Origin of the sequence: Lentilactobacillus senioris DSM 24302 = JCM 17472, from assembly GCF_001436555.1 — a bacterium.
GTDB classification, from domain to species: domain Bacteria; phylum Bacillota; class Bacilli; order Lactobacillales; family Lactobacillaceae; genus Lentilactobacillus; species Lentilactobacillus senioris.
In genome coordinates, this window is record NZ_AYZR01000008.1 from 511,982 (window position 1) to 533,955 (window position 21,974).

Below are 21,974 nucleotides of genomic sequence, written 5' to 3' on the forward strand. Positions count from 1 at the left end.
TCCTCAAATTAACAGTACATGACTGTATTATATAATATTTATTCGTTAAAATAGTAATTTTTGCTAAAAAAAGGGCCTGAAATAGGCCCTTTTTTGATTGAATTACTTAGCTGCAGCTTCAGCGACTGGGTATACAGACACTTGACGCTTGTCACGGCCCATTCGTTCAAAACGAACAACACCATCAACAAGAGCAAATAAAGTATCATCGCCACCACGACTAACGTTCTTACCTGGGTAAATGTGAGTTCCCCGTTGACGGTAAAGGATTGAACCACTGGTTACAGTTGAACCATCAGCTGCCTTAGCGCCTAAACGACGACCAGCTGAGTTACGACCGTTGGCAGTAGAACCGCCCCCTTTATGGTGAGAGAAGAATTGCAAATTCATTTCAAGCATAGTATTACACCTCCAAAATAACTTTTAATTGATAACAGCTGTCTGGATGTACTGACCATATCGAGCAGTGACGTCTAACAGCCCTTTTTCGAACGTTTGTAGAATGGCCTGAGCCTGCAAACGTTGCTTTTCATCCGAAAGACTAGGAATGACAACGTGCATAAAGCCCCCATTTTCGTCATCCATGTCAACATCAACAGTTACGTTAGCAACTGACGTTAACCCGTTAACAGTCGAAATTGTTAATACTGAAGCGGCAGCACAGACAATGTCCGAGCCATACTCAGCAAAATCTGCATGACCTGTCATTTCAAAATCAACAATTTGACCTTTTTCATGGGTAATTTTAGCCTTAATCATTCCACCACTTCCAAACTAAGCGTTGATAGAGTCGATAACCACTTTAGTATATGGTTGACGATGACCCTTCTTAGAACGAGAACCCTTCTTAGGCTTGTAACGGAAGATAGTAACCTTCTTTTCACGGCCTTGCTTTTCAACAGTTCCGTTTACAGAAGCACCATCAACTAACGGAGTTCCGATCTTGGCGTTGTCGCCACCGACCATAACAACTTGATCAAAAGTTACTTTGTCGCCTTCGTTTGCGTTCAACTTTTCAACGTAAATTGCGTCGCCTTCTGAAACTTTATATTGTTTACCACCAGTAATGATAATTGCGTACACGATGTGCACCTCCTTGTTTTGCTTAGACTCGCCGAAATAAAGCGGCCAAATGGCACTTACAGCTCAAATCGTGCGGTTGTAGCTGTGGAAGCCACAATTACAACAGTCCTGATTATATCTAAGAATAGCAAACTCGTCAATACCTCGATACTAAAAAAACGACCAATAACGGTCGCCTTCTTACTTCTTAGATGCTAAATGTTTACTATTTTCCTTAATGGACGTTGAGCTATCGACATAAATCTGAATAAGGCCAGCAATAACTGAAACTGAAATAATAACAATTACGAATCCCACAACTTCCACCTCCAAAAATTAAACTCCCAGAACAATTAGGATAATATCATTATCTAGGATAAAGCCCTTGAATTCAATTATGATGACTAAATATTAACGCAACTTAAGAAAACCGGGATTTCCTTAAGCAAATCATAATAAGTTAATAGGTTTTATGGAACAATATATAGATAAGTCACTGCCAAATTACTGCCAAATGATTTCAAAAACTATGTAAATCTATGGGAAATTGCGTTAATTTAAAAAATTACACAAACAAAAAAATAAGCTCAATCCCTTTATGTATAAAGGATTAAGCTTATTTTTTAAATTACTTATGTGAAGCTATATTATTCTCAGATGTCGCAGGAGAGATTCGAACCCTCGACCTACGGTTTAGAAGACCGTTGCTCTATCCAGCTGAGCTACTGCGACAAATCATCTTATATTATAAGTAAGAAATGATTAACCGTCAATAACAAATTAACTTTCTAGAGCAAAAAGTTTTTAACCTCTAATAATTGTTCTGTTGGCGTTCAAAATTTAATTGATTTTTTTGTTGAAAAGCAGCTTGAATTTGCTCTGGACTGAACTGAAAATCGACTAACCCTAATTTCAAGAATAAGTGCCATGCATGAGCAAAGCTACTTTGATCATGATTAAAGTAGCTCTTAAATAACATCTGTTTCAAAATCAAATACTGCTTGTCTAAAAATTGCTCTGGCTTTTTAGCGGCAATGGCAGTTAACTGATCTTGGGAATCCAAAATAACGGCCGTCCATTTTTTCAAACTAGCCAGCAATAAAAAGAAATCAAATGCATCACAATACTCAACCAACAAAGTTTCTTCCGGAGTTTTTCCTTCATCATGCTTACCACGATGAGTTTTCCAAACTTTAAACCACTCAGAAGTATTAGCCACTTCTGCTAGTTCCACATCCAACGCAACGTAAGCATTAGCTAAACGGCGTTCCGGATTCCAACTCAATCCCTTTTGTTGTTCGATACTTCGATTTAAATTTACCGAAGCCATTAACATTTGCTTTAAATCCATAATTGCTCCTAACCAAACGTATATGAATCAGCCAAAATAGCTAAGCTCTTATTATTTCTCAGATACCATTCACGAATAAATGGGTAATCTAATAATAAATCTAACCAACTTTCTTTTTGCTGTTCATCATGTACTAAAGCTCCCCACTTAGGTAAGTCTTCACTACCAGAATTCATCACGGTTAGTGTAATATCGTGGTCTAATTCCAAAACTGCTTCATCCTTAGGGCCTGACATCAACATGTAGTCGCTCTTAGCTGCGTCAACAAACAATTGATCCAAAATATCACGATCGATATCTCCAGCCGCAAAGGCGTAAAACTCACCGTTAACACTATCCAAAATGTTAAAGTCGACTTTAAAGCCAAAGTTTTCTTTTAAAATTTTGGCAAAATCAACTAAAACACTGACAGCATTTTTAATGTTAGCTGTTTCGGTACCTTCTAGGGTAACCACAAAGTAATTAACTAAGGCATCACTATTAAATAAAACTTCTTTTTTCTGTAAGTTTAAATAAAACAATGGTTGGTGGTTTCTAGTTGCAGCAAAGAAGAAGCCACTACGGTTTTTAGGAGACTTAAAGAATGAGAAGTTGTCTTCGTTTAATAACTTGAACCGCCCTTGTAATTTTTCTACCCGCTTAACTTCATTAACAGCAAAATTACGTGGAATTTGCTTTAACTGTAGCATTCTATCCATGAAGATAAGTTGGACATCTTCATCTGAATATTGGTGGGGAAAGGTAACAAATTCAGAATCTAGCTGAAAATCAGTCAACCCGATGGCAGCAGTTAGTAATTCATTAGAATCTTGAGTATTGCAAAGAGTAGTAAATAGTTCTACATACTCATCCCCCCGCTTTAAACCTCTGCTAATCGCATCGCTATAACGAGTTAAAGAATCGGTACTAGAAATAATTTTAGATTCAGTTTCTTTAGTCATTAGCATTCACCTGGTCTTTCTCATCAGTATTGTCACCGAGGCTTCGCAGGTATTTTTGGTAAAGTTGGTCATTACTCTTGGTAAAGTCTTCAAAGCTACCAAAAATTTGTTTGATGCTTTGCCGTTCAAATCCTAAGATGGTTTCTTCCTTAGAAAGTTTTAAAATTTCAGTTTCATTTTTCTTAATCTGCTTGCTAGCGTCCGCAGCTTGTTGATCTAAATTCAACAATGATTGTAATTGATTTTCTAATTCTTGTTTTTCTTCTTTAACCCTTGCTGATTCCCAAGGCATTGCTGACTTATTATCATAATCTCTTAGTTGATCTTGGAGTTGCCGCTTTTGAACATCTCGTTGATCTTGTTCAGCTACCAATTGGTTTAAACGTTCCGTATCATCAGCTAAATGATGCATCTGAGGTGCGTTAACTTGCTGGTTATTAGCTTCCAAGCGGAAAGATTGGGCTAACTTATCGTATTCTTCTTCGTTGAATTCAAAAGCGACGTTAATAACATCTAACTTTCCGAATAAGCGATGATCCCACCAATTACCGAAATAAATGTCAAATTGTCCTAATTCATATTCATGGTAGTAAAAGAAAGGATATTCTTTTCCCAAAAAATCAATCAGCTTATAACTAAGGTGGTGGCTTAATTCCGCCGTTAAATCCTCAGCCAAAGAAAAATCATAAGTTTCTGTTGATGAGCTAGCAATATCATCACCGCTAAATTGATCTAAATATCTTTGATTATTAATTAATTGATAAACGTGTAAATCATTACCGCTTTCGATCGAATTTTGGAGGTCGTTCAAATACTCCAGTTTTCCATTTAAGGATGCTTTGAGGACTGAACCGTTTTGTCCAAATTGATCGGTACTTTTTTCTTCGACCATTGTCATTTCCTCGTTATTTTATTGTTTTGTGGATACATATTTAATGTTATCTGAATTGTTTATATAAATAAAGACATTTTACTAAAATATTGAGTTTTATTTAAGTAAAAGAATCAATTTAAAAAATACCCAAAAAGGTTTGTTTTCCAAACACTTTTTGGGTATTTCTAATACAGACTAATATTTATCTAAATATTGATCGCGTTCCCATTCAGAAACTTGAGTTCGATAGGAATCATATTCTAGATTTTTAGCTTCCACGAAGCTTTGGCAAAGTCGTTCACCAATTGCGGCCTTCATAACGTCATCCTTAACCAAATCCTTTAAGGCATTGTGTAAGGTATCTGGTAAGTTTTCAATATGATTTTGTTTCCGTTCAGTTTCACCCATGCTGTAGATGTTACGATCAACACTTTCCACTGGTTCTAACTTGTTCTTTAAACCATCTAGACCAGCCTCTAGAACTGCAGAAATTGCCAAATATGGATTAGCTGCTGGATCAACACTTCGTAATTCGATTCGGGTTGAATTACCCCGGGCACTTGGAATTCGAATTAATGGTGAGCGGTTAGATCCTGACCAAGCAACGTAAACTGGAGCTTCATACCCTGGAACCAAACGCTTATAAGAGTTAACGATTGGGTTGCAAAGCGCGGTATAAGCACGGGCATGCTTCAATAAACCGCCTAAGAAATGATAAGCAACGTCAGATAATTGCATTTCACCGTTTTCATCATAGAAAACATTGCCATTGTCGTCAAACAAAGACATGTTTAAATGCATCCCAGAACCATTAATCCCACTTAGTGGTTTAGGCATAAAGGTAGCATAAAGACCATACTTTCTAGCTACCGTCTTAACTACCAACTTAAAGGTTTGGATGTTATCAGCCGCTGCTAAAGCATCTTCATACTTAAAGTCGATTTCGTGTTGACCAGGAGCTACTTCATGGTGAGCAGCTTCAACATCAAAGCCCATTTCTTCCAAGGTCATAACGATTTCGCGCCGACAGTTTTCACCTAAATCCATTGGGGCCATATCAAAATAACTACCTTGATCGTTTAGTTGCGTAGTTGGTTGGCCATTTTCATCCATCTTGAAAAGGAAGAATTCTGGTTCCGGACCAATGTTGAAGTCTTTAAAACCAGCAGCCTTCATGTCCTTAAGCACGCGAATTAAATTATTACGGGGATCTCCTTCAAATGGTTTATGATCAGTAGTATATACTTCACAAATCACTCGAGCGATTTTGCCTCGTTCGGAGCTCCAAGGAAAGACCATCCAAGTAGATAGATCCGGATATAAATACATATCACTTTCTTCAATTCGAACGAAACCATCAATAGAAGAGCCATCAAACATCATCTTATTGTTTAAGAGTTTTTCTAATTGGGTAATTGGAACTTCCACGTTTTTAATTGTGCCAAATAAATCGGTAAACATTAGTCTCAAGAAACTAACATTTTCTTCTTTAACCATTTGTCGAATATCGTCTTTAGTGTAATTATGCTTGGTTGCCATTATGGGCTCCTATCAAATTTAATTTGGTTTGTTAACTTCTAATGAAGTGGTTTGTGGTGAGGATTAATTAACCCTCCGCTACGCATTAATTCTGATTGCAATAACTTTCTAGCAGCACTATCGGACAATTGGTCCTTAGCCTGCTGTTTATGTTCCAGATGCTTAATATCTTGAATCGTCATTCCACTTTCCAAGTAATCTTTAATTAATAATAACCGGTCTATGTCATTTAGCGAGTATAGGCGGTGATTACTAGCACTTCTGTTTGGTGAAATTAATTCCTGACTTTCATAATATCTTATCTGGCGAGCAGTTAGCCCTGTCAACGTTATTACCGTTCCCATTGGTAGAACGGACATCGATCTGCGTAGTTCTCGTTCACTCATTACAGCCTCCAAATCTTGAACTTATGTTACCACTGGTATAGAAAGTGTCAAGATTTGATGTTAGATAATCTAACATCAAAATATTAATTTTTAGTTAACAGCCAGTTAGCAACATCAGTCTCTATTTTTGTTAATTCTGCTGGCTGTGCCACTAAATCGTACCAACCATTAACTTTAGTTTTATTTCTAAACCACGTTAACTGGCGCTTAGCATAGTGCCTGGAGTCCTTTTTGACCTCTGCTACTGCGTTTTCAAGAGTAGAATTACCGTTAAAGTACGGATTAAACTCTCGATAGCCAATCCCCTTACCAGCTGGTAAACTTTCCCCTCCTTGGTCATACAACCAATGAGCTTCTTTTAGTAACCCAGCTGTCATCATTTGCTCTACTCTGGTATTAATGCGATCATACAATACAGCACGTTCTGTAGTTAACGTTATTACATATGGATCTATTTCTGGAACATGGTTGGTTTGCTCTAAAATAGAGTGCCCCGTTTTTTCTTTTACTTCAATTGCCCGAATGATTCGAGAGGTATTAGCCGTGTCAATTTGAGCTGCTGCTAACGAATCAACTTTCTGTAATCTGGACAACAAAGCTATTTTTCCTTGTTGTTCAGCAATGTCTAACAACTCTGTTCTTAATTGAGAATCAAAGTCATAGTCTCCTCCCAGTTGCAAACCATTTAATAATGCCGATATGTAAAAGCCAGTTCCACCCACAATAATTGGTAACTTATTACGTTTACTGATTTCATTAATCGCAGTTTGAGCATCGGTTACAAAATCAGCAACCGAATAACGTTCATTCACATTTTTAATATTTATTAAATGGTGTGGAATTCCTTGCTGCTCATTTGGCAAGATCTTAGCCGTGCCAATATCTAGCTTTCGATAAACCTGCATAGAATCCCCAGAAATGATTTCACCATTAAATTTTTGAGCTAACTTGATAGACAAATCAGTTTTACCTACTGCGGTGGGACCAACAATCACAATTATTTTTTGCATTTTTTCACCTGAATTAGTTGTTTTTTAATCAATTTACTAGATATAACCCCTTAAATAAAGCATAATGGAACTATAGATAAAAGTAAGGAGGGATTATTTATGTCTAAATTCGCCAAGGGAATCGTAGTCGGCGTTGTCGGTACCGTAGCTGCGGTAGCCGGTGCCTTACTATCATTCCAAAAAACTGTTGTTGAACCTATTGAAGTTCAAGAACAAAAGTTTGATGATAACCGAAAGAAAGCTATGCGTAAGAGCCGTTCCGCTCATCATGGCTAATTAATTTAAAATAAAGGGTTTGAGCATTTGCTCAAACCCTTTATTTATTACTCTTTTTTTCTTTTCCATCCCAGTTTTGGTAGCCAGAATTTAAAATATAAAGTTGGTTATAACCTTTTTTACTTAAGAATAAAACAGCTCGCTTACTGAGGGTCTTTCCTTGGTCATAAAGGTAAACTGGCAAGTCAGGTCTAATTTGGCGATAGAAGTTTCGAATAGTTGAATATGGAACGTTTCTAGCTCCTAAAATATGACCTGCATCAAAATTACTTTTTTCTCGTAAATCAATAATTTGGGCCCGCCGCATTCCGGCCTTAAACTCATCGTTACTTAAGTATGTGGCCCGCTTTTTAACCCGAGAATTGTCGTAAAGACGGTAACCTAGCCATCCTAATAAAAGCACTACTACAATAATAGCCAACACTTCAGTGCTGTTTAATGCTGCAATAATCAAAAAAATCTCCTCACCTTTGTAAAAAATTAAACGTTCATTGAATTTTTAAATTGCAGAGCTAATGATGCAGCACCGATAACTCCAGCATCATTTCCTAACTGAGCTAATTTAATTTTAGTTGAATCTCTAACAGCTGGAAAGGCATTATCTTGGAAATACTTAGTAGTTAATTGGAGTAATGTGTTACCAGCATTAGAAACACCACCGCCGATAATAATATTTTCAGGATTAAGAGTATTACCAACGTGCGATAATGCCAATCCTAAATATTTACATACTTCATTAACCACTTGATTAGCCAAAATATCACCATGATCAGCTAAGAAAAAGACAGTTTTAGAAGAAATACTTTGGCCGTTATCAATTTGATCTTTCAACTGAGAATTACCATGAAATTGATTAGCCATGTCTAAGGCAACATTAACTACCCCAGTTGCAGAAGCATAACGTTCTAAGCAACCTCTCTTACCACAGGTACACAAGAAACCATTAGGTTTAACGGTAATATGACCAATTTCGCCACCTCCACCATTAACTCCGTGGATTAAGTGGCCATCAGCAATAACTCCGCCACCTACGCCGGTTCCTAAAGTAACAAAGACAACATTATCTGCTTCACTACCCGCGCCCTTCCAAAATTCACCTAAAGCTGCAGAATTAGCATCGTTTTCTATCACAAATGGTAATCCTAGCTCTTGTTGAATTTGTTCTCTGACTGGTTGGATAGTTCTCCAATTCAAGTTAAACGCTTCGTTTACTTCTCCAGCATCATTGTCGACTGATCCTGGGGTTCCCATTCCAATCCCAGCAAAATCTTCAACAGTAAAATCTTCCTTAGCCATCCGATCCACAATGGACTTAGAAATATTAGGAACAATGTGAGAACCTTCATCACTGACATCAGTGGGAATTCTCCATTGTGACAAAATATTGCCATCCATATCTAAAAATGCGAATTTAGTAGTGGTGCCGCCTAAGTCAATTCCAATTAACTTTTGCACTAAAGGTCCCTCCCGTTATTTTTTTGCTCTTCAATGCGGTGCTGTTGGGTCAAAACTAATTTCGCTTGAATAAACTCATCTTGGGTAATAAGTTGAGCTTGATGGAGATGATCCAACTCCAACGCCATAACCTCAATATCCCAAATTCGTTTTCCAACATATACATAAATGTTAAATTTCTTTAGTAGTTGTTGAACGTCATACAGCGTTTTCATTATCTCACATCCTCACTAAAAATGCTCGTATTTCTGCAAATTAAAATTGATTAGTCATACCCATTCTAAACAAAGCAAGCGCCACTATAATTACCGTTATAGCAGCAATAATTCGTTTAGGAGTGCTAACTTTAGCACTCGGAACCCCAAGTACGTATCCTAACAAGAAGCCACCAACCAAGCCACCTAAATGACCATAGATATCAATTCCACTGACGAATAAATCAGTTCCGATATTTAGCACCACAAATAAAAGAAAATTACGGGCTAAGGCACGAATTGCTTGATTTTCAGAAAAGCTTTCACCTAGCATCATGAAGGCTCCAAAAAGGCCAAAAATAGCCGTACTAGCTCCTGCCGAAATGTTTGGGGAAAAAGCAAAACTGGCTAAATTTCCCATAACTCCTGACAGTAAGAACAATAGTAGGTACCGCCAGTGTCCAAAAAAGCGCTCCACCCAAGGACCAATGAAATAAAGAGTAATAGAGTTCATTAAGATATGGGTAAAGCCGATATGAATAAACATTGGCGTAAATAACCGCCAGTACTCTCCTGCCCTTATCAACGGATTATACTTAGCCCCAAATAAAACTAAATTATATGAATCTGTTGTCCCTCCATTAATAGTCATAATGATAAAGACTATAATCATTATTCCTAACAGACCGTACGTAACAAATGGTTGATTTTTAATTGTCTTCAATAACTGCTCCTCCTGGCGAAGTTGTAAGTACCTGGTCGACCTTAACATCAAAGTCTTCAACTGGCCAGATTGGTTGATCAAAATACTGTGGTGGGACAGCCAATGACACGGTATTGCCTTGATAATCTGATAAATAACGATCATAAAACCCAGCTCCAAAGCCAACCCTAACCCCAGTTTGAGTAAAGGTAAGTCCTGGTACTATCATTAAATCAATTTGAGCTTTAGTTACCACCGTACCAGTCTTAGGTTCTACCACACCAAATTCTGTTTTTTCCAATGTTAATTTATTATCAATTTGATAAAATTCCATTTGTAACTGAGGTAAGGTTTTGGGAATCACTACCTGTTTTCCTAAAAGTTGAGCCATATTAATAATGGGTAAAGTATCCAATTCACCTGGCATACTCATAGTAGTTGCAATAACATTAGCGGTCTGAAAAACTGGTAGAGATCTTAACTGTTGATATAAATTTAAGGTATCAAGAATTGCGTCGGCCGTTTGGAAATAATTAGCTAACTTATCCTCTTGGTTTTTTCTTAATTCTTTTTTATTAACCACAATTCATCATCCTTTGTAATAAAAAAAGGTTTGGGTAAAATACCCAAGCCTTATTTTGTTTCGCGATGTAATGTAACTTTGCGTTGACGTGGGCAATATTTATCAAGCTCCAAACGATCAGGGTTGTTACGACGGTTCTTGCTGGATAAATAATTACGTTCGTGGCATTCAGTACATTCTAAAGTAATGTGTACTCGCATTGAGTTATACCTCCAAACCTTTAATTAAAGTGAAGCTAATTAGATAGCTCTAACCTAAAATAGTTTATCATTAATTAATTCAAATTACTAGTTAAAAAGCAATTAAATGTTAAGTATTTTTACTTAACAGTAGATGAAGACTGAACATCCTTCCAATAGGCACTGTAAATTTTCTTAGCCAATTCCATGTTATTGCTTTCTGCATCGGTACCTAAGTTAGGCATTGCTAAAGCAACTACTACTTGAGGATCATCAGAAGGAGCATAAGAAGCTAAACTCAAAGTAACCGTTTCGTTTCCGTTATAGAAAGTTTGGGCGGTACCAGTTTTTGCTGAAATCCCTGGTTTGATTGAGGCAAGCTTCCCACCGGTCTTATAAGCATTATTTCCGTGGACCACTTGATAGAAACCACGCTTAACAAGTGCTTTTTGAGCTTCTGTCATCGGAATCGTATTTAGCACTTTAGGCATAACAGTCGTCTTCACTGCTCCTAACTTACCATCGCTGTTGGTTCCCCGAATGGATTTTACTACATGAGGTTGAATTCGATAACCTCCGTTAGCCATCGTGGACATATACTGAGCAACTTGAATCATAGTATACGCGTCATAGTTACCAAAGGAAAGGTCTAAGGCATTACCAATATGAGACTTGGTACTTGGACCAGCAATCCCTGTAGTTTCACCAGGAATATCAATTCCAGTTTTAACCCCTAATCCAAATTGTTCGAAGTAGCCTCTCAGTTTACTAAAAATGTTAGTAGACATATTAAGAGCTCCACCAGAGACGTAATTAAAGTTAGCTTCCTTCATTGCTAATTGCATCATATACGAGTTAGAAGAAACTTCCAAGGCACCAGCCGCATCAACAGCAATATTTTGGCCCCCGTTTTTGTTAAACCAAGAAGTTTTCTTTACCCCACCAATGTTAATTGGCATATCGGTTAGAGTACTGTTAGTCGGAGTAATAACACCATCCATCAAGGCACCAGAGACCATCGCCCCTTTAACAACGGAACCCATAACGATCGAATTGTTAATAGTTCCTAAAACGTTATTGGTGATCTTAGAAGTGGATGGATCTCTATCTACACCAGCCATTCCGATGATGGCTCCGTTCTTCGGATTCATAACTACCGCATAAGTACCAGTAGAGTAGCCACCAGCTCCTTCTTCAGCAGATTTAACAGCTGCTTGGAGATCCTTTTGGAATTTAGCATTAATGGTCAACTGAAGATTATCACCTTTTTGACCACCATACTTTTTAATTTCCCTGGTGATTTCATTATCACTATTTAGTACCACTTCAGTTTGAGATTTAGTTCCATTCAAAACAGATTGATATTGTTTTTCCAAATAGCTTTGACCAACACTATCATTTCGAGAATAACCTTCAGCCAATAATTCATTCACTCGGTCGCTAGGTAAACCAGTTTTTTCGTTAGAAACGGTCCCAGCAATATCTTGAATCGACTTTCCATTTGGATAGCTTCTAGTCCAACTAGTCCCTACGTTTACCCCGGGCATTTCGGCTAAATGTTCACCAACTTCAGCCAATTCTCGTTGTGATACTCCAGAATCTTTAATGTAGGTAGTAGAAAGTTGATAAGAACTACTCATTTTGGCAAAGATAACTGCTGCATTCTTCATTGCTTTAGTAAAATGAAGTTGTTTACGATTCTTTTGAACATAGTCTAAAGCCATATCATATTGGGCCGTCGACGTATATTTACTGATGTTAGGAATCTTAGCCATAATGTTTTTTAAGTTAGTATTATCAGCTAGGTAGTAATCTGCTAACTGACGAGAGGTTAAAGAGCTACGAGATACCTTTACGTATTTAGATAGCGTGTTAGCCGTCTTATAAATATCACTAGATAGTTCATTGACCCCTTTGGTATAGGTAATGGCTTGGTGAGCTGAATTTCCCACTAATACCTTACCAGTTGAATCATAAATCATTCCCCGTTGAACGTTTCCAGTCATCGTAGAAGTATCTGATTTGTTAACTTCTGCTTTGAATCGGGCTCCGTACATAACCTGGAGATATGCTAATTGAGCCAGTAAAGCGGCAAATAAAATTCCGACAATTACAAAGATGATGTTTAGTCGGAAAGGTAACGTGGATCCTTTTTTATTCTTGTTGCGGTCGTTTTTCTTTTTAAATATTTTCAAAGTCTACATTACTCCTTACCATGGTAAATATTCTATCAAATTTAAGGGTTAAAAACTACCTGCCATAACTAATCTTAAACATATTATGGTAACCTAAAATAATGAACCAAACCAGAAAGGAAGTTAATATGAAACTAAAACAGCATCCCTTAATTATTAGTTTTTTACTCCCGGTGATTATCACCACCGTCTACTTTGCATTTAGGGGGATGGCCCCGTTTGGTCAGTCATCCATTTTAACCGTTGATCTCGGCCAACAATACATCGACTTCTTTGCTTATTTTAAGCATACCTTATTAACTGATCCAAGTGGTTTTTTATACTCATTTTCTAAAGGGCTTGGCGGTGACATGCTAGGAACGTGGGCTTATTACTTAATGAGCCCATTGAATCTTATATTGTTATTTTGTTCCACTAGTCAATTACCTAGTGGCATATTAATTTTAACCGTACTTAAATACGGGCTATCTGGTCTAACCTTTGCTTATTTATTAAAAACAAACAAATTTAATTCGGCTTTTATTCCCATCTTTGCCATTTCTTATTCACTAATGGGATGGGTCATTGCCAACCAATTAAACATTATTTGGTTAGATGCCGTGATTATCTTACCAATAATTTATTTAGGCTTACAGCGGTTAATTTTGCAGCGAAAAGTAGGTACTTATATTACTTGGTTGGCTATTATGTTAATCGTCAACTACTATTTTGCTTTTATGATTGCCATTTTTATGGTTTTAACTAGCTGGTTTTTAAATATTAATTTCAGCACCAGTCGCCGTCAATTCTGGCAAAATCAATGGCGGTGGTTATGGAGCTCACTAATTGCCGGCGGCATATCTGCAATTATCACTATCCCCACCTTTTATTCGCTACTCACAAGTAAGATTAATTACTCCGAAAACAAACTAAATTTGAAAATTGAATACCTGCCATTAAAATTTTTTGGTAAGTTCTTTACCGGTTCACTAGATTTCAAACAATTACCTAGTGGGACCCCGAATGTATTTGTTGCTAGTTTAGTCTTAATTTTATTTGGTTATTTTTACTTCTCTAAGCAGTTTAGTCGGAAACTTAGAATCACTCATGGTGTTATCACCTTAATTCTCTTTATCTCAATGTGGTTTGAGCCACTAGACTTGTTTTGGCACGCTATGCAGATGCCTGTATGGTACACCTATCGATTTGCCTTTTTATTTTCATTTTGGCTCATCGTAACTGCTGCTAAAGTTTTCAATACAGTCTTAGTCGAAGGTCTGTCTCTTAGCGCCCTTCGTAAAACTTTGGTGATTAGTACGTTGATTATTGTAATGGTTGGTTTCTTATTGCCTCACCTAGAATATCTAACTCTGACTAATTATATTTGGGGCATTGTTTACTTTGCACTTACCGCAACTTTAATAATCTTAGTGCAAAAATTTCAACTTTGGCAGGTGGACTATCTTCCTGGGCTCCTCTTACTTTTAGTAGGCGCCGAAATGACTTTCAACCTGGTGAATTCATTAAATAACTTGGCTTACCTCTCAAAGGATGAATACAATGTACCAGCTTCCATTATTCAACAACAAGCCAACCGGTTACCGCAAAAAAGTAACGATTTTTACAGGGTTGCTAGTACTTTTATGAGAACTAAAAACGATGCTTTAACTGGAAACTATAATGGGACTTCTGTCTTTAGTTCTACGTTAGAAAGTAATAGTAGTAAATTTTATGGCCATCTTGGGGATCCCGATGGCGACTCTTTTATTGCGTACACTAACGGAACGACCTTTAGCGATGCTTTATTGGGCGTTAAGTATTATTGGAGCGCTGATGCAGTCAAAAATCCTATTACCAAAAAAGCAGTCACCTCACCACTAGAAACCCAAACTACTAGACCTGATCTTAATAGCTACCCCGTTATTAATAAAGATAAATATGTTTCTACCCATAAAAATAATAATGCTTTACCAATAGGGTTCTTGGCGGGATCCAATGATTTTAAATATCAAGCTACTAACTCCCCCATTGCGTTTCAAAATGAACTCTTCACTCAGATTACCGGGCAGCGGCAATCCTTAATTGTCCCCACCAAATTGCCCACTTTAAACTATCAAAATCTTTATCCAATTAAGAAGCTAACTGGCTCAGTGCTAAGAAAACGTCAGCTATTGAACCCAGCATCGTTTAATTTTACACTCCAAGCTAAAAAAGGTCATTCATACTACTTAACCCTAGGTCCAGATGTTTCCAGTAAGGAAGTAGCTATTTACGTAAACGGGAAAAAATTAAAACAATATTCTAATTACCGCCATACCGTAATTGCTAACTTAGCCAGCACGGATAAGGATAAAGACATCGCAGTATTATTTGTGGTTAAGAAAAATAATGCATGGCTACAAAATGTTAACCTCTATCAATTAAATAACCAACGGTTAACAACGGCGTTAAAAGATGTTCAAACACGGTCTTTAAAGTTAACACACGTTTCTAATACCAATATTTCCGGTAGGATTACAGTTCATCAAAAGCATCAAGACTTACTAACTACCATTCCTTCCTCCACTGGTTGGCATGTTAAAGTTGACAATCACCCTATCGAAAATCAAACCTGGGGCCAAATGTTTCTTAAGATTCCCCTGACTAAGGGCCAGCATCAAATTCAAATTACCTATTGGCCTCAAGGATTAACTGCTGGAATTGTTATAACCAGTTTTTCATTATTGTTACTAGGTGGTTTGTTAATTCTGAAACGACGTAAATAAAACCAGCCCCCGGAAACTGAAGGCTGGTAAATAATTATATTTTAAAGTAACTAAGCTCATTGCAATTATTCATCGCAATGAGCTTTTTTATTAATCTTCTTTTTATTTAAAGTTCCCCATTTTCTGTGTAGGTATAAATTAGATTTTCGCCCTTATCAGGGTCAAAATCAATACCGAAATCTAAACCTTTAAAGAACCATTCATCCGGCATGGCAACAAAATAATTAATGCCGTCTTTAATAGTGCTAGCATACATTTCTCCTGGATCGTCATCTCTAGCCATAGCTAAAGAAAAACCATTATGGACTGGTGTTTTACCATACACTTTACCGTAAAATCGAACTCCATTCCCACTAGTTAATCCCATTTCATCTTGAAACCACTGACTAGCTGCATCGGACACCGTAATCTTCATCTAGAACACCTCTTAATTCATTATGAATTCGGTTACATTATATCATTGATAATCTTTTTTCACAAAGTTTTAATTGTAAAAAAATAGCTTACTGGTTTATCAAAAATAAACCGTAAGCTATTTTTATTTAATATTATTTAACTTCTGTAATCTTAACGTTCATTGGTCCAGCAGGAGTTTCAATAACTACTTCTTCATTTACTTTATGGCCAACTAAAGCCTTAGCAATTGGAGATTCATTAGAAATCTTGCCCGCCATCGGATCTGCTTCAGCAGCCCCTACAATTTGGTAAGTTTCTGGTTCTTCGTCAGGTAATTCTTGGAAAGTAACCATCTTGCCCAGTGTTACTTCGTCTTTATTACTTGAATTAGAATCAATGATTTCAGCATATTGAAGCATGTGTTCAATTGTTTGAATTCTACTTTCTAACATACTTTGTTCGTCTTTAGCAGATTCATATTCGGAATTTTCAGACAAATCACCATAACTACGAGCGATTTTAATTCTTTCAACTACCTTAGGTCGTTGGTTAATTTTTAAATCTTCTAATTCTTCTTCTAATTTGACGCGCCCTTCAGCGGTCATTGGATATGATTGTTGTTCAGCCATGTTTTTTCCCTCTTTTTATTAAATGGTAGAATCGACGTTATTTTCGACCTGAGTGTTACCTCGTTTACTTAAAATGGAACGAATTTTAGTAGTCAACAAATCAATCGCTACCTGATTTTGTCCACCTTCTGGAACGATAATATCAGCATACCGTTTAGAAGGCTCTACAAACTGATGGTACATCGGCTTAACCGTTGACAAGTACTGGGTGATGACACTATCTAATGAACGCCCACGCTCTTTAGTGTCTCGTTGAATTCGACGAATCAAACGGATATCGTCATCAGTATCAACAAACACTTTAATATCCATTAAATCACGTAATCGTTGATCATCTAAAATTAAAATACCTTCCAAGATAATTACTTCTCGCGGTTCCTGTCTAACAGTCTCGGAACTTCTAGTAAGCAAATTATAATCGTAAACTGGTTTTTCAATTGCTTGGTAGTTCAACAACTGTTGCAATTGCTCAATTAATAAGTCCGTATCAAACGCCAGCGGATGATCATAATTAACGGCTGCCCGTTGTTCCATAGTCATGTCCGCTTGATCGTTATAATACGAGTCTTGTTGTAAGATCGTCAAGGAGTAATTGGATAATTGATCAAAAATTGTACGGCTGACAGTGGTTTTACCACTACCAGAACCACCGGTTACCCCAATTACTACTGGTCGTCGTTTTTCCGTCATTTAATATTTCCCTTCTTAGTTTATTCCATGTATTTAGCAACGTTTGCTTGGTGTTGTTCATACGTTTTCGCATAATAAATTTTTTGAGTCTTAGTATTAGCTACGAAGTACAAGTAATCCTTCTTTCGATCCAGAGGATTAAGAACTGCCTTAATAGCACTAATAGATGGACTATCAAATGGTCCTGGACCATAACCAGCATTGACATAAAGATTATAAGGAGAATCAACCTTCAAATCTTTGGTTGTCAACGTTTTGCTATTCTTATGAATTGCGTAAAGAACGGAGATATCTGATTGAATTGGCATTGAAATATCAATTCGGTTCAAGAAAACTCCTGCCATTCTCCGTCGTTCAGTTTGATCAGCACCTTCCCGCTCAATCAAAGAAGCTAAAGTTAAAACTTCTTGAACGGTCATTTTGCTCTTCTTAATCTTACTGTAGTAAGGTTTCAAAACAAAATTAGTTTGGGCAACCATTTGATCAACTAATTCCTGGAGAGAAGTGTTTTTCTTAACTTCATAGGTTGCAGGATATAGATATCCTTCCAACAAGTAACGAACATCTTTGGCTTTCAAAGCGGAAGTTAATAATTGTGGGTATCTAGTTGCTAATTTTTTAACAAAAGCTCTGTTATTAACTAATTTCTTAAAATCACTTGCAGAAAAATCAGTTGTATCTTCGATTTGTTGAGCAATTTGATCTACATTAGCCCCTTCACGAACCAACAGTTTACCAGTACTACTTTGAATAGGTTCGTCACTGCCACCTTTTTGCAAATCTTTAGCAATCGTTTTTAAACTCATCGAAGGCTTTAATTGATAATAACCAGCCCGAAAATTACTCATATTGCTGGATTTAACATAGTAGTCAAAGACCATGCCACTACGAACAATTCCCTTATTTTGTAGGATTGAACCAATTTGTTTATTAGAAGCCCCCAAGGGAATATGGATTTGAGTCACAGTATCATCTTTAGGGTTTAATGGCTTTAGTGATTTTTGGAAGTACCGATATCCTAAAAAGCCGACCACTAATGCCAACGCCACTAAGATCCCAATCACCCAAATAATTATTTTTTTGCCCATACTGGGCTTTTTTTCACTTCTCATCAGTAGTTCCTCCTTGTGATTGATTATACAACGCGAGCCTACCGAATCGAGGCGTTTAATTCTTCAGTTAAGTGTTTTTTAATTTTATCAAAAGCGGCATTGACCTCTTCGTCCTTTAAAGTATCTTTAGGGTTAACGTAGGTCAATGAGTAAGCCAATGATTTCCGTCCAGCAGCCACCTTAGAACCGGCATAAACGTCAAACAAGTTAACTTCCTTTAGATATTTACCGCCACGTTTGTTAATAATGGCCATCACTTGACTATTAGTAACGTCTTTGGCTACTTCAATCGCAATATCACGCTTAATAGCTGGATACTTAGCTACCGGTTCATAATTACTATCTTGCTTAGGCATGTCAATTAGTTCTTGTAAATTAAGTTCAAAAGCATAGGTAGTTCCAATTTTAAATTGTTTGGCTACTGAAGGATGAATTTCACCAATAAAGCCAACTTCATGCTCATGAACCAAAATTTTAGCGGTTTTACCAGGGTGCATTTCAGGAAATTCAGCAGTGGCAACGTATTCCACCGGACCAACAACACTGAGATTAGTTAATAATTGGTTCACAATTCCCTTTAGTTGATAAAAATCAGCTGGTTGAGCTGCTTGATTCCAACTGGCTGAACCAAATTCACCAGAAATTACCCCTGCCAAATGCTCTACTTCTACTGGTCGAATTTGATCAACATCAGTCTTATAAAATACCCGGCCTTGTTCGTATAAAGCCACATTTTTGACGTGATGCGCGTTATTATAAGCCACATCATCTAGCAATCCACTAACCAAGCTCATTCTTAAGACTGAGTGATCTTGAGTCATTGGCCAGTTGAGTTTAGTTAACTCACTAGGCTGCATCAAGAACATCTTAGCTTTATCAGCAGTAGTTAAGGAATAAGAAATAGCTTGAGTCAAGCCTAATCCTTCTAATACATGACGGCTAGCTCGAGTAATTTTTTGAGCGGCGGTTAAACTACCAACTGTTTCTTGAGCAACAGGTAAGGTAGTAGGAAGTTCATCGTAACCATAAATTCTGGCAATTTCTTCATATAAGTCAGCAGCTTCAAAAATATCCCAACGTCGAAGAGGAACTGTAACCGCAATAGCTTCATTATTAACTTGTGTTTCAAATCCTAAGCGGTCAAAAATAGCAATTATATCGGCTTCCGTTAAATCGGTTCCTAATACCTGGTTAACCCGATTAACGGTGATAGAAATGGTTGGTGGTGTGGTTTGAAGTTCAGTGGCGTTGATAGTCCCCTTAGCAACATTACCAGCTGCCAAGTCTTGAATCCGAGCTGCGGCCTCATCTAATGCACGTTGAACTCCGGCAACATTAATTCCTCGTTCAAACCGTTGAGCGGCTTCCGTATGAATAACGTGGTGCCGAGCAGTTTTTCTGGTACTAATTGGATCAAACACAGCGGCTTCTAAAACAATATCAGTGGTTTGATCAGTAACTTCACTATTCAAGCCACCCATAATTCCAGCAATTCCAACTGCCCCATTTTGATCAGCAATGATGGTATCGGTACTAGTTAGTTCATATTCTTTTTCATCTAAGGTTTGAATGGTTTCATTTTCTTTTGCCTTGCGAACTTCTAAATGTTCACCAGCAATTTTAGCTAAGTCATAGGCGTGAAGTGGTTGTCCATACTTCCAAAGGACATAATTAGTTACGTCCACCACGTTATTAATTGGGCGAATTCCAGCTTGCCATAAACGAATTTGAAGCCACACAGGACTAGGTTTAACTTTCACGTTATTAATCACACGAACTTTATAAGTAGGCGCTAAATCTGGGTCAGCAACAACGGTAATTTGTTTGTCAGTAGCTTGATCACCATCTTCAGTAAGTTCCTTAACTTCAAAATGATCTTGAAGATCATAAATAGCGGCCAAGTCTTTTACAGTCCCAAAAATACTTAACATGTCACCTCGATTAGGGGTAACATCAATATCAATTAAAGCGTCATCCATGCCTAAATATGCAAAAACTGGTTCACCTAATACTGCATCATCAGGAAGGAAGTAGATGCCATCAGCCCATTCCTTTGGTACAACATCTTTAGCCATTCCTAATTCTTCTAATGAGCACAGCATCCCACTAGATTCAATACCGCGCATCTTGGATTTTTTGATTTTGACGTTACCAGCTATCCGAGAGCCAGGTAATGCCACGATAACTTTTTTACCTGCGGCCACATTAGGTGCTCCACAAACAATTTGGAGATTTTCAGCTTCACCTACATCAACTTGACAAACATGCAAGTGGTCAGAATCTGGATGATCTTCTAAAGAAACCACTTCACCCACTACAATTTTCTTTAAACCATCCATAGGAACGGTAACTGAATCTACTTCGACAGCAGACCGTTCAATTTTTTCAGCTACTTCTTTAGCTGGTAAATCAAGATCCAAATATTCTTGGAGCCATTTATAAGAAATTTTCATCTGTCTTTTTACCCCTTTCGATTAAATTGTGATAAGAACCGCACATCGTCTAAATAAAAGTCTCGAATGTCATCAACACCGTATTTCAACATTGCAAACCGATCAGGGCCAATTCCAAAAGCAAACCCACCGTAAACGTCTGGATCAACATTAGCCATTCTTAAAACATTTGGATGGACCATACCGGCACCTAGAACTTCAATCCAGCCAGTATGCTTACAAATATCACAACCCTTACCCATACAGTTAAAACAAGTTACATCTACTTCAACTGATGGTTCCGTAAATGGAAAGTAACTAGGCCGTAATCTAAAATCAAATTTGCTACCAAAAATTTGTTCAATCATAGTAGCCAAGGTACCCTTTAAATCAGCCATAGTGATGTGCTTATCAATGACCAAACCTTCAATTTGATGGAATTGATGAGAATGGGTTGGATCATCAGTATCCCGGCGGTAAACAATGCCGGGAGAAATCATTTTTAACGGACCAGCGTCAAAATCATGAGTTTCTAAAGTCCGTGCTTGCATTGGTGAAGTTTGAGTTCGCATCAAAATATCATCTGAAAGGTAGAAAGTGTCTTGCATATCTCTAGCTGGATGATCTTTTGGCAAGTTCATCATTTCAAAATTATACTTATCCTCTTCTACTTCAGGACCAGTAAGAACTTGGTATCCCATTCCGATAAACAAATCTACTACTTGATCAATAATTTGTTGAATCACATGTGGTTGACCTTGACGAACCGGAGTTCCTGGTAGAGTAACGTCGATAGTTTCACTATTTAACTTAGCTTGTAGCGCTAAATCTTCTAAATATTGCTTTTGTTGCTCAATTTTTTCAGTTAACACATCTCTAATTTCGTTGGCATAGCCCCCAACTACTGGTCGTTCCTCAACTGCTAAGTCCCGAATTCCTCGCAAAGCTGAGGTGATCGGTCCTTTTTTTCCGAGTAATTTAACCCGAATATCATTTAAGGTTTGAAGATCATCAGCATCGGCAATTGATGTTAACCCTTGATCCTTAATCTTAGTTAAATCATCTTTTAATGACATATTGTTCTTCCTTTCTTCAACGCAGCCCACAAAAAAACTCCGTCCCCATAAAGGGACGAAGTCACGCGGTACCACCCTAATTTGCAGCTACCTAAATAACTGCACACTTAAAATCAGTAACGGTGATCAACCGGCAAAATTTTCGTT

At 37.3% G+C, this 21,974-nt stretch carries 24 protein-coding genes, 1 tRNA gene and 2 other annotated features (1 of these 27 cut by a window edge); of the genes, 2 read left to right on the top strand and 23 right to left on the bottom strand.

What is annotated here, in order from left to right; genetic code table 11:
- Positions 1-102 precede the first annotated feature (102 nt).
- The 10 genes from rpmA to miaA form a co-directional block, all read right to left on the bottom strand.
- Positions 103-399: a 50S ribosomal protein L27 gene (gene rpmA, locus FC56_RS05870; RefSeq protein ID WP_054669810.1), complete on the bottom strand. Its 297-nt coding sequence runs from the start codon at positions 397-399 to the stop codon at positions 103-105.
- 24 nt (positions 400-423) lie between these two features.
- Entirely contained in the window at positions 424-759 is a 336-nt protein-coding gene (locus FC56_RS05875; RefSeq protein WP_054669812.1) for a ribosomal-processing cysteine protease Prp, read from the bottom strand.
- Between the two features lie 15 nt (positions 760-774).
- Complete coding sequence (gene rplU, locus FC56_RS05880; protein WP_054669815.1) at positions 775-1,083, bottom strand: 50S ribosomal protein L21; 309 nt, start codon at positions 1,081-1,083, stop codon at positions 775-777.
- Positions 1,084-1,097: 14 nt separating this feature from the next.
- Positions 1,098-1,171, bottom strand: a sequence feature (ribosomal protein L21 leader region).
- Between the two features lie 549 nt (positions 1,172-1,720).
- Positions 1,721-1,794: transfer RNA gene (locus FC56_RS05885), tRNA-Arg, on the bottom strand.
- 79 nt (positions 1,795-1,873) lie between these two features.
- Complete coding sequence (locus FC56_RS05890; RefSeq protein ID WP_054669818.1) at positions 1,874-2,413, bottom strand: dUTPase; 540 nt, start codon at positions 2,411-2,413, stop codon at positions 1,874-1,876.
- Positions 2,414-2,421: 8 nt separating this feature from the next.
- The gene (locus FC56_RS05895; protein ID WP_056978381.1) at positions 2,422-3,354 is read right to left on the bottom strand and encodes a hypothetical protein; all 933 of its coding nucleotides are present in this window, start codon (positions 3,352-3,354) and stop codon (positions 2,422-2,424) included.
- Positions 3,347-4,246 (bottom strand): hypothetical protein, encoded by a 900-nt coding sequence (locus FC56_RS05900; protein ID WP_056978382.1) that lies wholly within the window; start codon positions 4,244-4,246, stop codon positions 3,347-3,349. The genes FC56_RS05895 and FC56_RS05900 overlap by 8 nt, the downstream gene beginning before the upstream one ends.
- A 177-nt stretch (positions 4,247-4,423) precedes the next feature.
- Positions 4,424-5,767, bottom strand: a complete 1,344-nt coding sequence (gene glnA, locus FC56_RS05905; protein WP_056978383.1) for a type I glutamate--ammonia ligase — start codon at positions 5,765-5,767, stop codon at positions 4,424-4,426.
- A gap of 38 nt (positions 5,768-5,805) precedes the next feature.
- On the bottom strand, positions 5,806-6,153 hold the full coding sequence (locus FC56_RS05910) for a MerR family transcriptional regulator (protein WP_056978384.1): 348 nt from the start codon (positions 6,151-6,153) through the stop codon (positions 5,806-5,808).
- An 83-nt stretch (positions 6,154-6,236) separates the two neighbouring features.
- Positions 6,237-7,163 carry a tRNA (adenosine(37)-N6)-dimethylallyltransferase MiaA gene (miaA, locus tag FC56_RS05915; RefSeq protein WP_056978385.1) on the bottom strand — a complete coding sequence of 309 codons (927 nt, stop codon included), beginning with the start codon at positions 7,161-7,163 and terminating at the stop codon, positions 6,237-6,239.
- A 99-nt stretch (positions 7,164-7,262) separates the two neighbouring features.
- On the opposite strand from miaA, the gene FC56_RS08055 reads away from it, so the two are divergent.
- Positions 7,263-7,439 carry a DUF3042 family protein gene (locus FC56_RS08055; RefSeq protein WP_082620585.1) on the top strand — a complete coding sequence of 59 codons (177 nt, stop codon included), beginning with the start codon at positions 7,263-7,265 and terminating at the stop codon, positions 7,437-7,439.
- Between the two features lie 40 nt (positions 7,440-7,479).
- Here the strand turns inward: FC56_RS08055 and FC56_RS05920 are convergent, their stop codons facing one another.
- The 7 genes from FC56_RS05920 to FC56_RS05945 all read right to left on the bottom strand — a co-directional run bounded on the left by FC56_RS05920 (position 7,480) and on the right by FC56_RS05945 (position 12,748).
- The gene (locus FC56_RS05920) at positions 7,480-7,893 is read right to left on the bottom strand and encodes a rhodanese-like domain-containing protein (protein ID WP_082620586.1); all 414 of its coding nucleotides are present in this window, start codon (positions 7,891-7,893) and stop codon (positions 7,480-7,482) included.
- A 26-nt stretch (positions 7,894-7,919) separates the two neighbouring features.
- The gene (locus tag FC56_RS05925; protein ID WP_056978386.1) at positions 7,920-8,894 is read right to left on the bottom strand and encodes an ROK family glucokinase; all 975 of its coding nucleotides are present in this window, start codon (positions 8,892-8,894) and stop codon (positions 7,920-7,922) included.
- Positions 8,894-9,109 carry a YqgQ family protein gene (locus FC56_RS05930; protein ID WP_054669828.1) on the bottom strand — a complete coding sequence of 72 codons (216 nt, stop codon included), beginning with the start codon at positions 9,107-9,109 and terminating at the stop codon, positions 8,894-8,896. The genes FC56_RS05925 and FC56_RS05930 overlap by 1 nt, the downstream gene beginning before the upstream one ends.
- 40 nt (positions 9,110-9,149) lie before the next feature.
- A complete protein-coding gene (locus FC56_RS05935) occupies positions 9,150-9,761 on the bottom strand; it encodes a rhomboid family intramembrane serine protease (protein WP_404819906.1) in 612 nt (203 codons plus the stop codon).
- Between the two features lie 37 nt (positions 9,762-9,798).
- On the bottom strand, positions 9,799-10,374 hold the full coding sequence (locus FC56_RS05940) for a 5-formyltetrahydrofolate cyclo-ligase (RefSeq protein ID WP_056978388.1): 576 nt from the start codon (positions 10,372-10,374) through the stop codon (positions 9,799-9,801).
- Positions 10,375-10,424: 50 nt separating this feature from the next.
- Complete coding sequence (rpmG, locus tag FC56_RS08060) at positions 10,425-10,574, bottom strand: 50S ribosomal protein L33 (RefSeq protein ID WP_082620588.1); 150 nt, start codon at positions 10,572-10,574, stop codon at positions 10,425-10,427.
- Positions 10,575-10,693: 119 nt separating this feature from the next.
- Positions 10,694-12,748, bottom strand: a complete 2,055-nt coding sequence (locus FC56_RS05945) for a peptidoglycan D,D-transpeptidase FtsI family protein (RefSeq protein ID WP_056978389.1) — start codon at positions 12,746-12,748, stop codon at positions 10,694-10,696.
- A gap of 128 nt (positions 12,749-12,876) precedes the next feature.
- On the opposite strand from FC56_RS05945, the gene FC56_RS05950 reads away from it, so the two are divergent.
- On the top strand, positions 12,877-15,492 hold the full coding sequence (locus FC56_RS05950) for a YfhO family protein (RefSeq protein WP_056978390.1): 2,616 nt from the start codon (positions 12,877-12,879) through the stop codon (positions 15,490-15,492).
- Between the two features lie 106 nt (positions 15,493-15,598).
- Here the strand turns inward: FC56_RS05950 and FC56_RS05955 are convergent, their stop codons facing one another.
- From FC56_RS05955 to pheS, 6 genes are all read right to left on the bottom strand, one after another.
- Complete coding sequence (locus FC56_RS05955; protein WP_056978391.1) at positions 15,599-15,907, bottom strand: HesB/YadR/YfhF family protein; 309 nt, start codon at positions 15,905-15,907, stop codon at positions 15,599-15,601.
- Between the two features lie 133 nt (positions 15,908-16,040).
- Positions 16,041-16,517, bottom strand: coding sequence for a transcription elongation factor GreA (gene greA, locus FC56_RS05960; RefSeq protein ID WP_056978392.1), 477 nt, complete (start codon positions 16,515-16,517; stop codon positions 16,041-16,043).
- A gap of 18 nt (positions 16,518-16,535) precedes the next feature.
- Positions 16,536-17,207, bottom strand: a complete 672-nt coding sequence (gene udk, locus FC56_RS05965; protein ID WP_056978393.1) for a uridine kinase — start codon at positions 17,205-17,207, stop codon at positions 16,536-16,538.
- Between the two features lie 20 nt (positions 17,208-17,227).
- A complete protein-coding gene (gene mltG / locus FC56_RS05970) occupies positions 17,228-18,319 on the bottom strand; it encodes an endolytic transglycosylase MltG (protein WP_056978394.1) in 1,092 nt (363 codons plus the stop codon).
- A 38-nt stretch (positions 18,320-18,357) separates the two neighbouring features.
- Entirely contained in the window at positions 18,358-20,772 is a 2,415-nt protein-coding gene (gene pheT / locus FC56_RS05975; RefSeq protein WP_056978395.1) for a phenylalanine--tRNA ligase subunit beta, read from the bottom strand.
- A gap of 8 nt (positions 20,773-20,780) precedes the next feature.
- Positions 20,781-21,827, bottom strand: coding sequence for a phenylalanine--tRNA ligase subunit alpha (gene pheS, locus FC56_RS05980; protein WP_056978396.1), 1,047 nt, complete (start codon positions 21,825-21,827; stop codon positions 20,781-20,783).
- 48 nt (positions 21,828-21,875) lie between these two features.
- Positions 21,876-21,974, bottom strand: a binding site (T-box leader) (it continues 121 nt past the right edge of the window).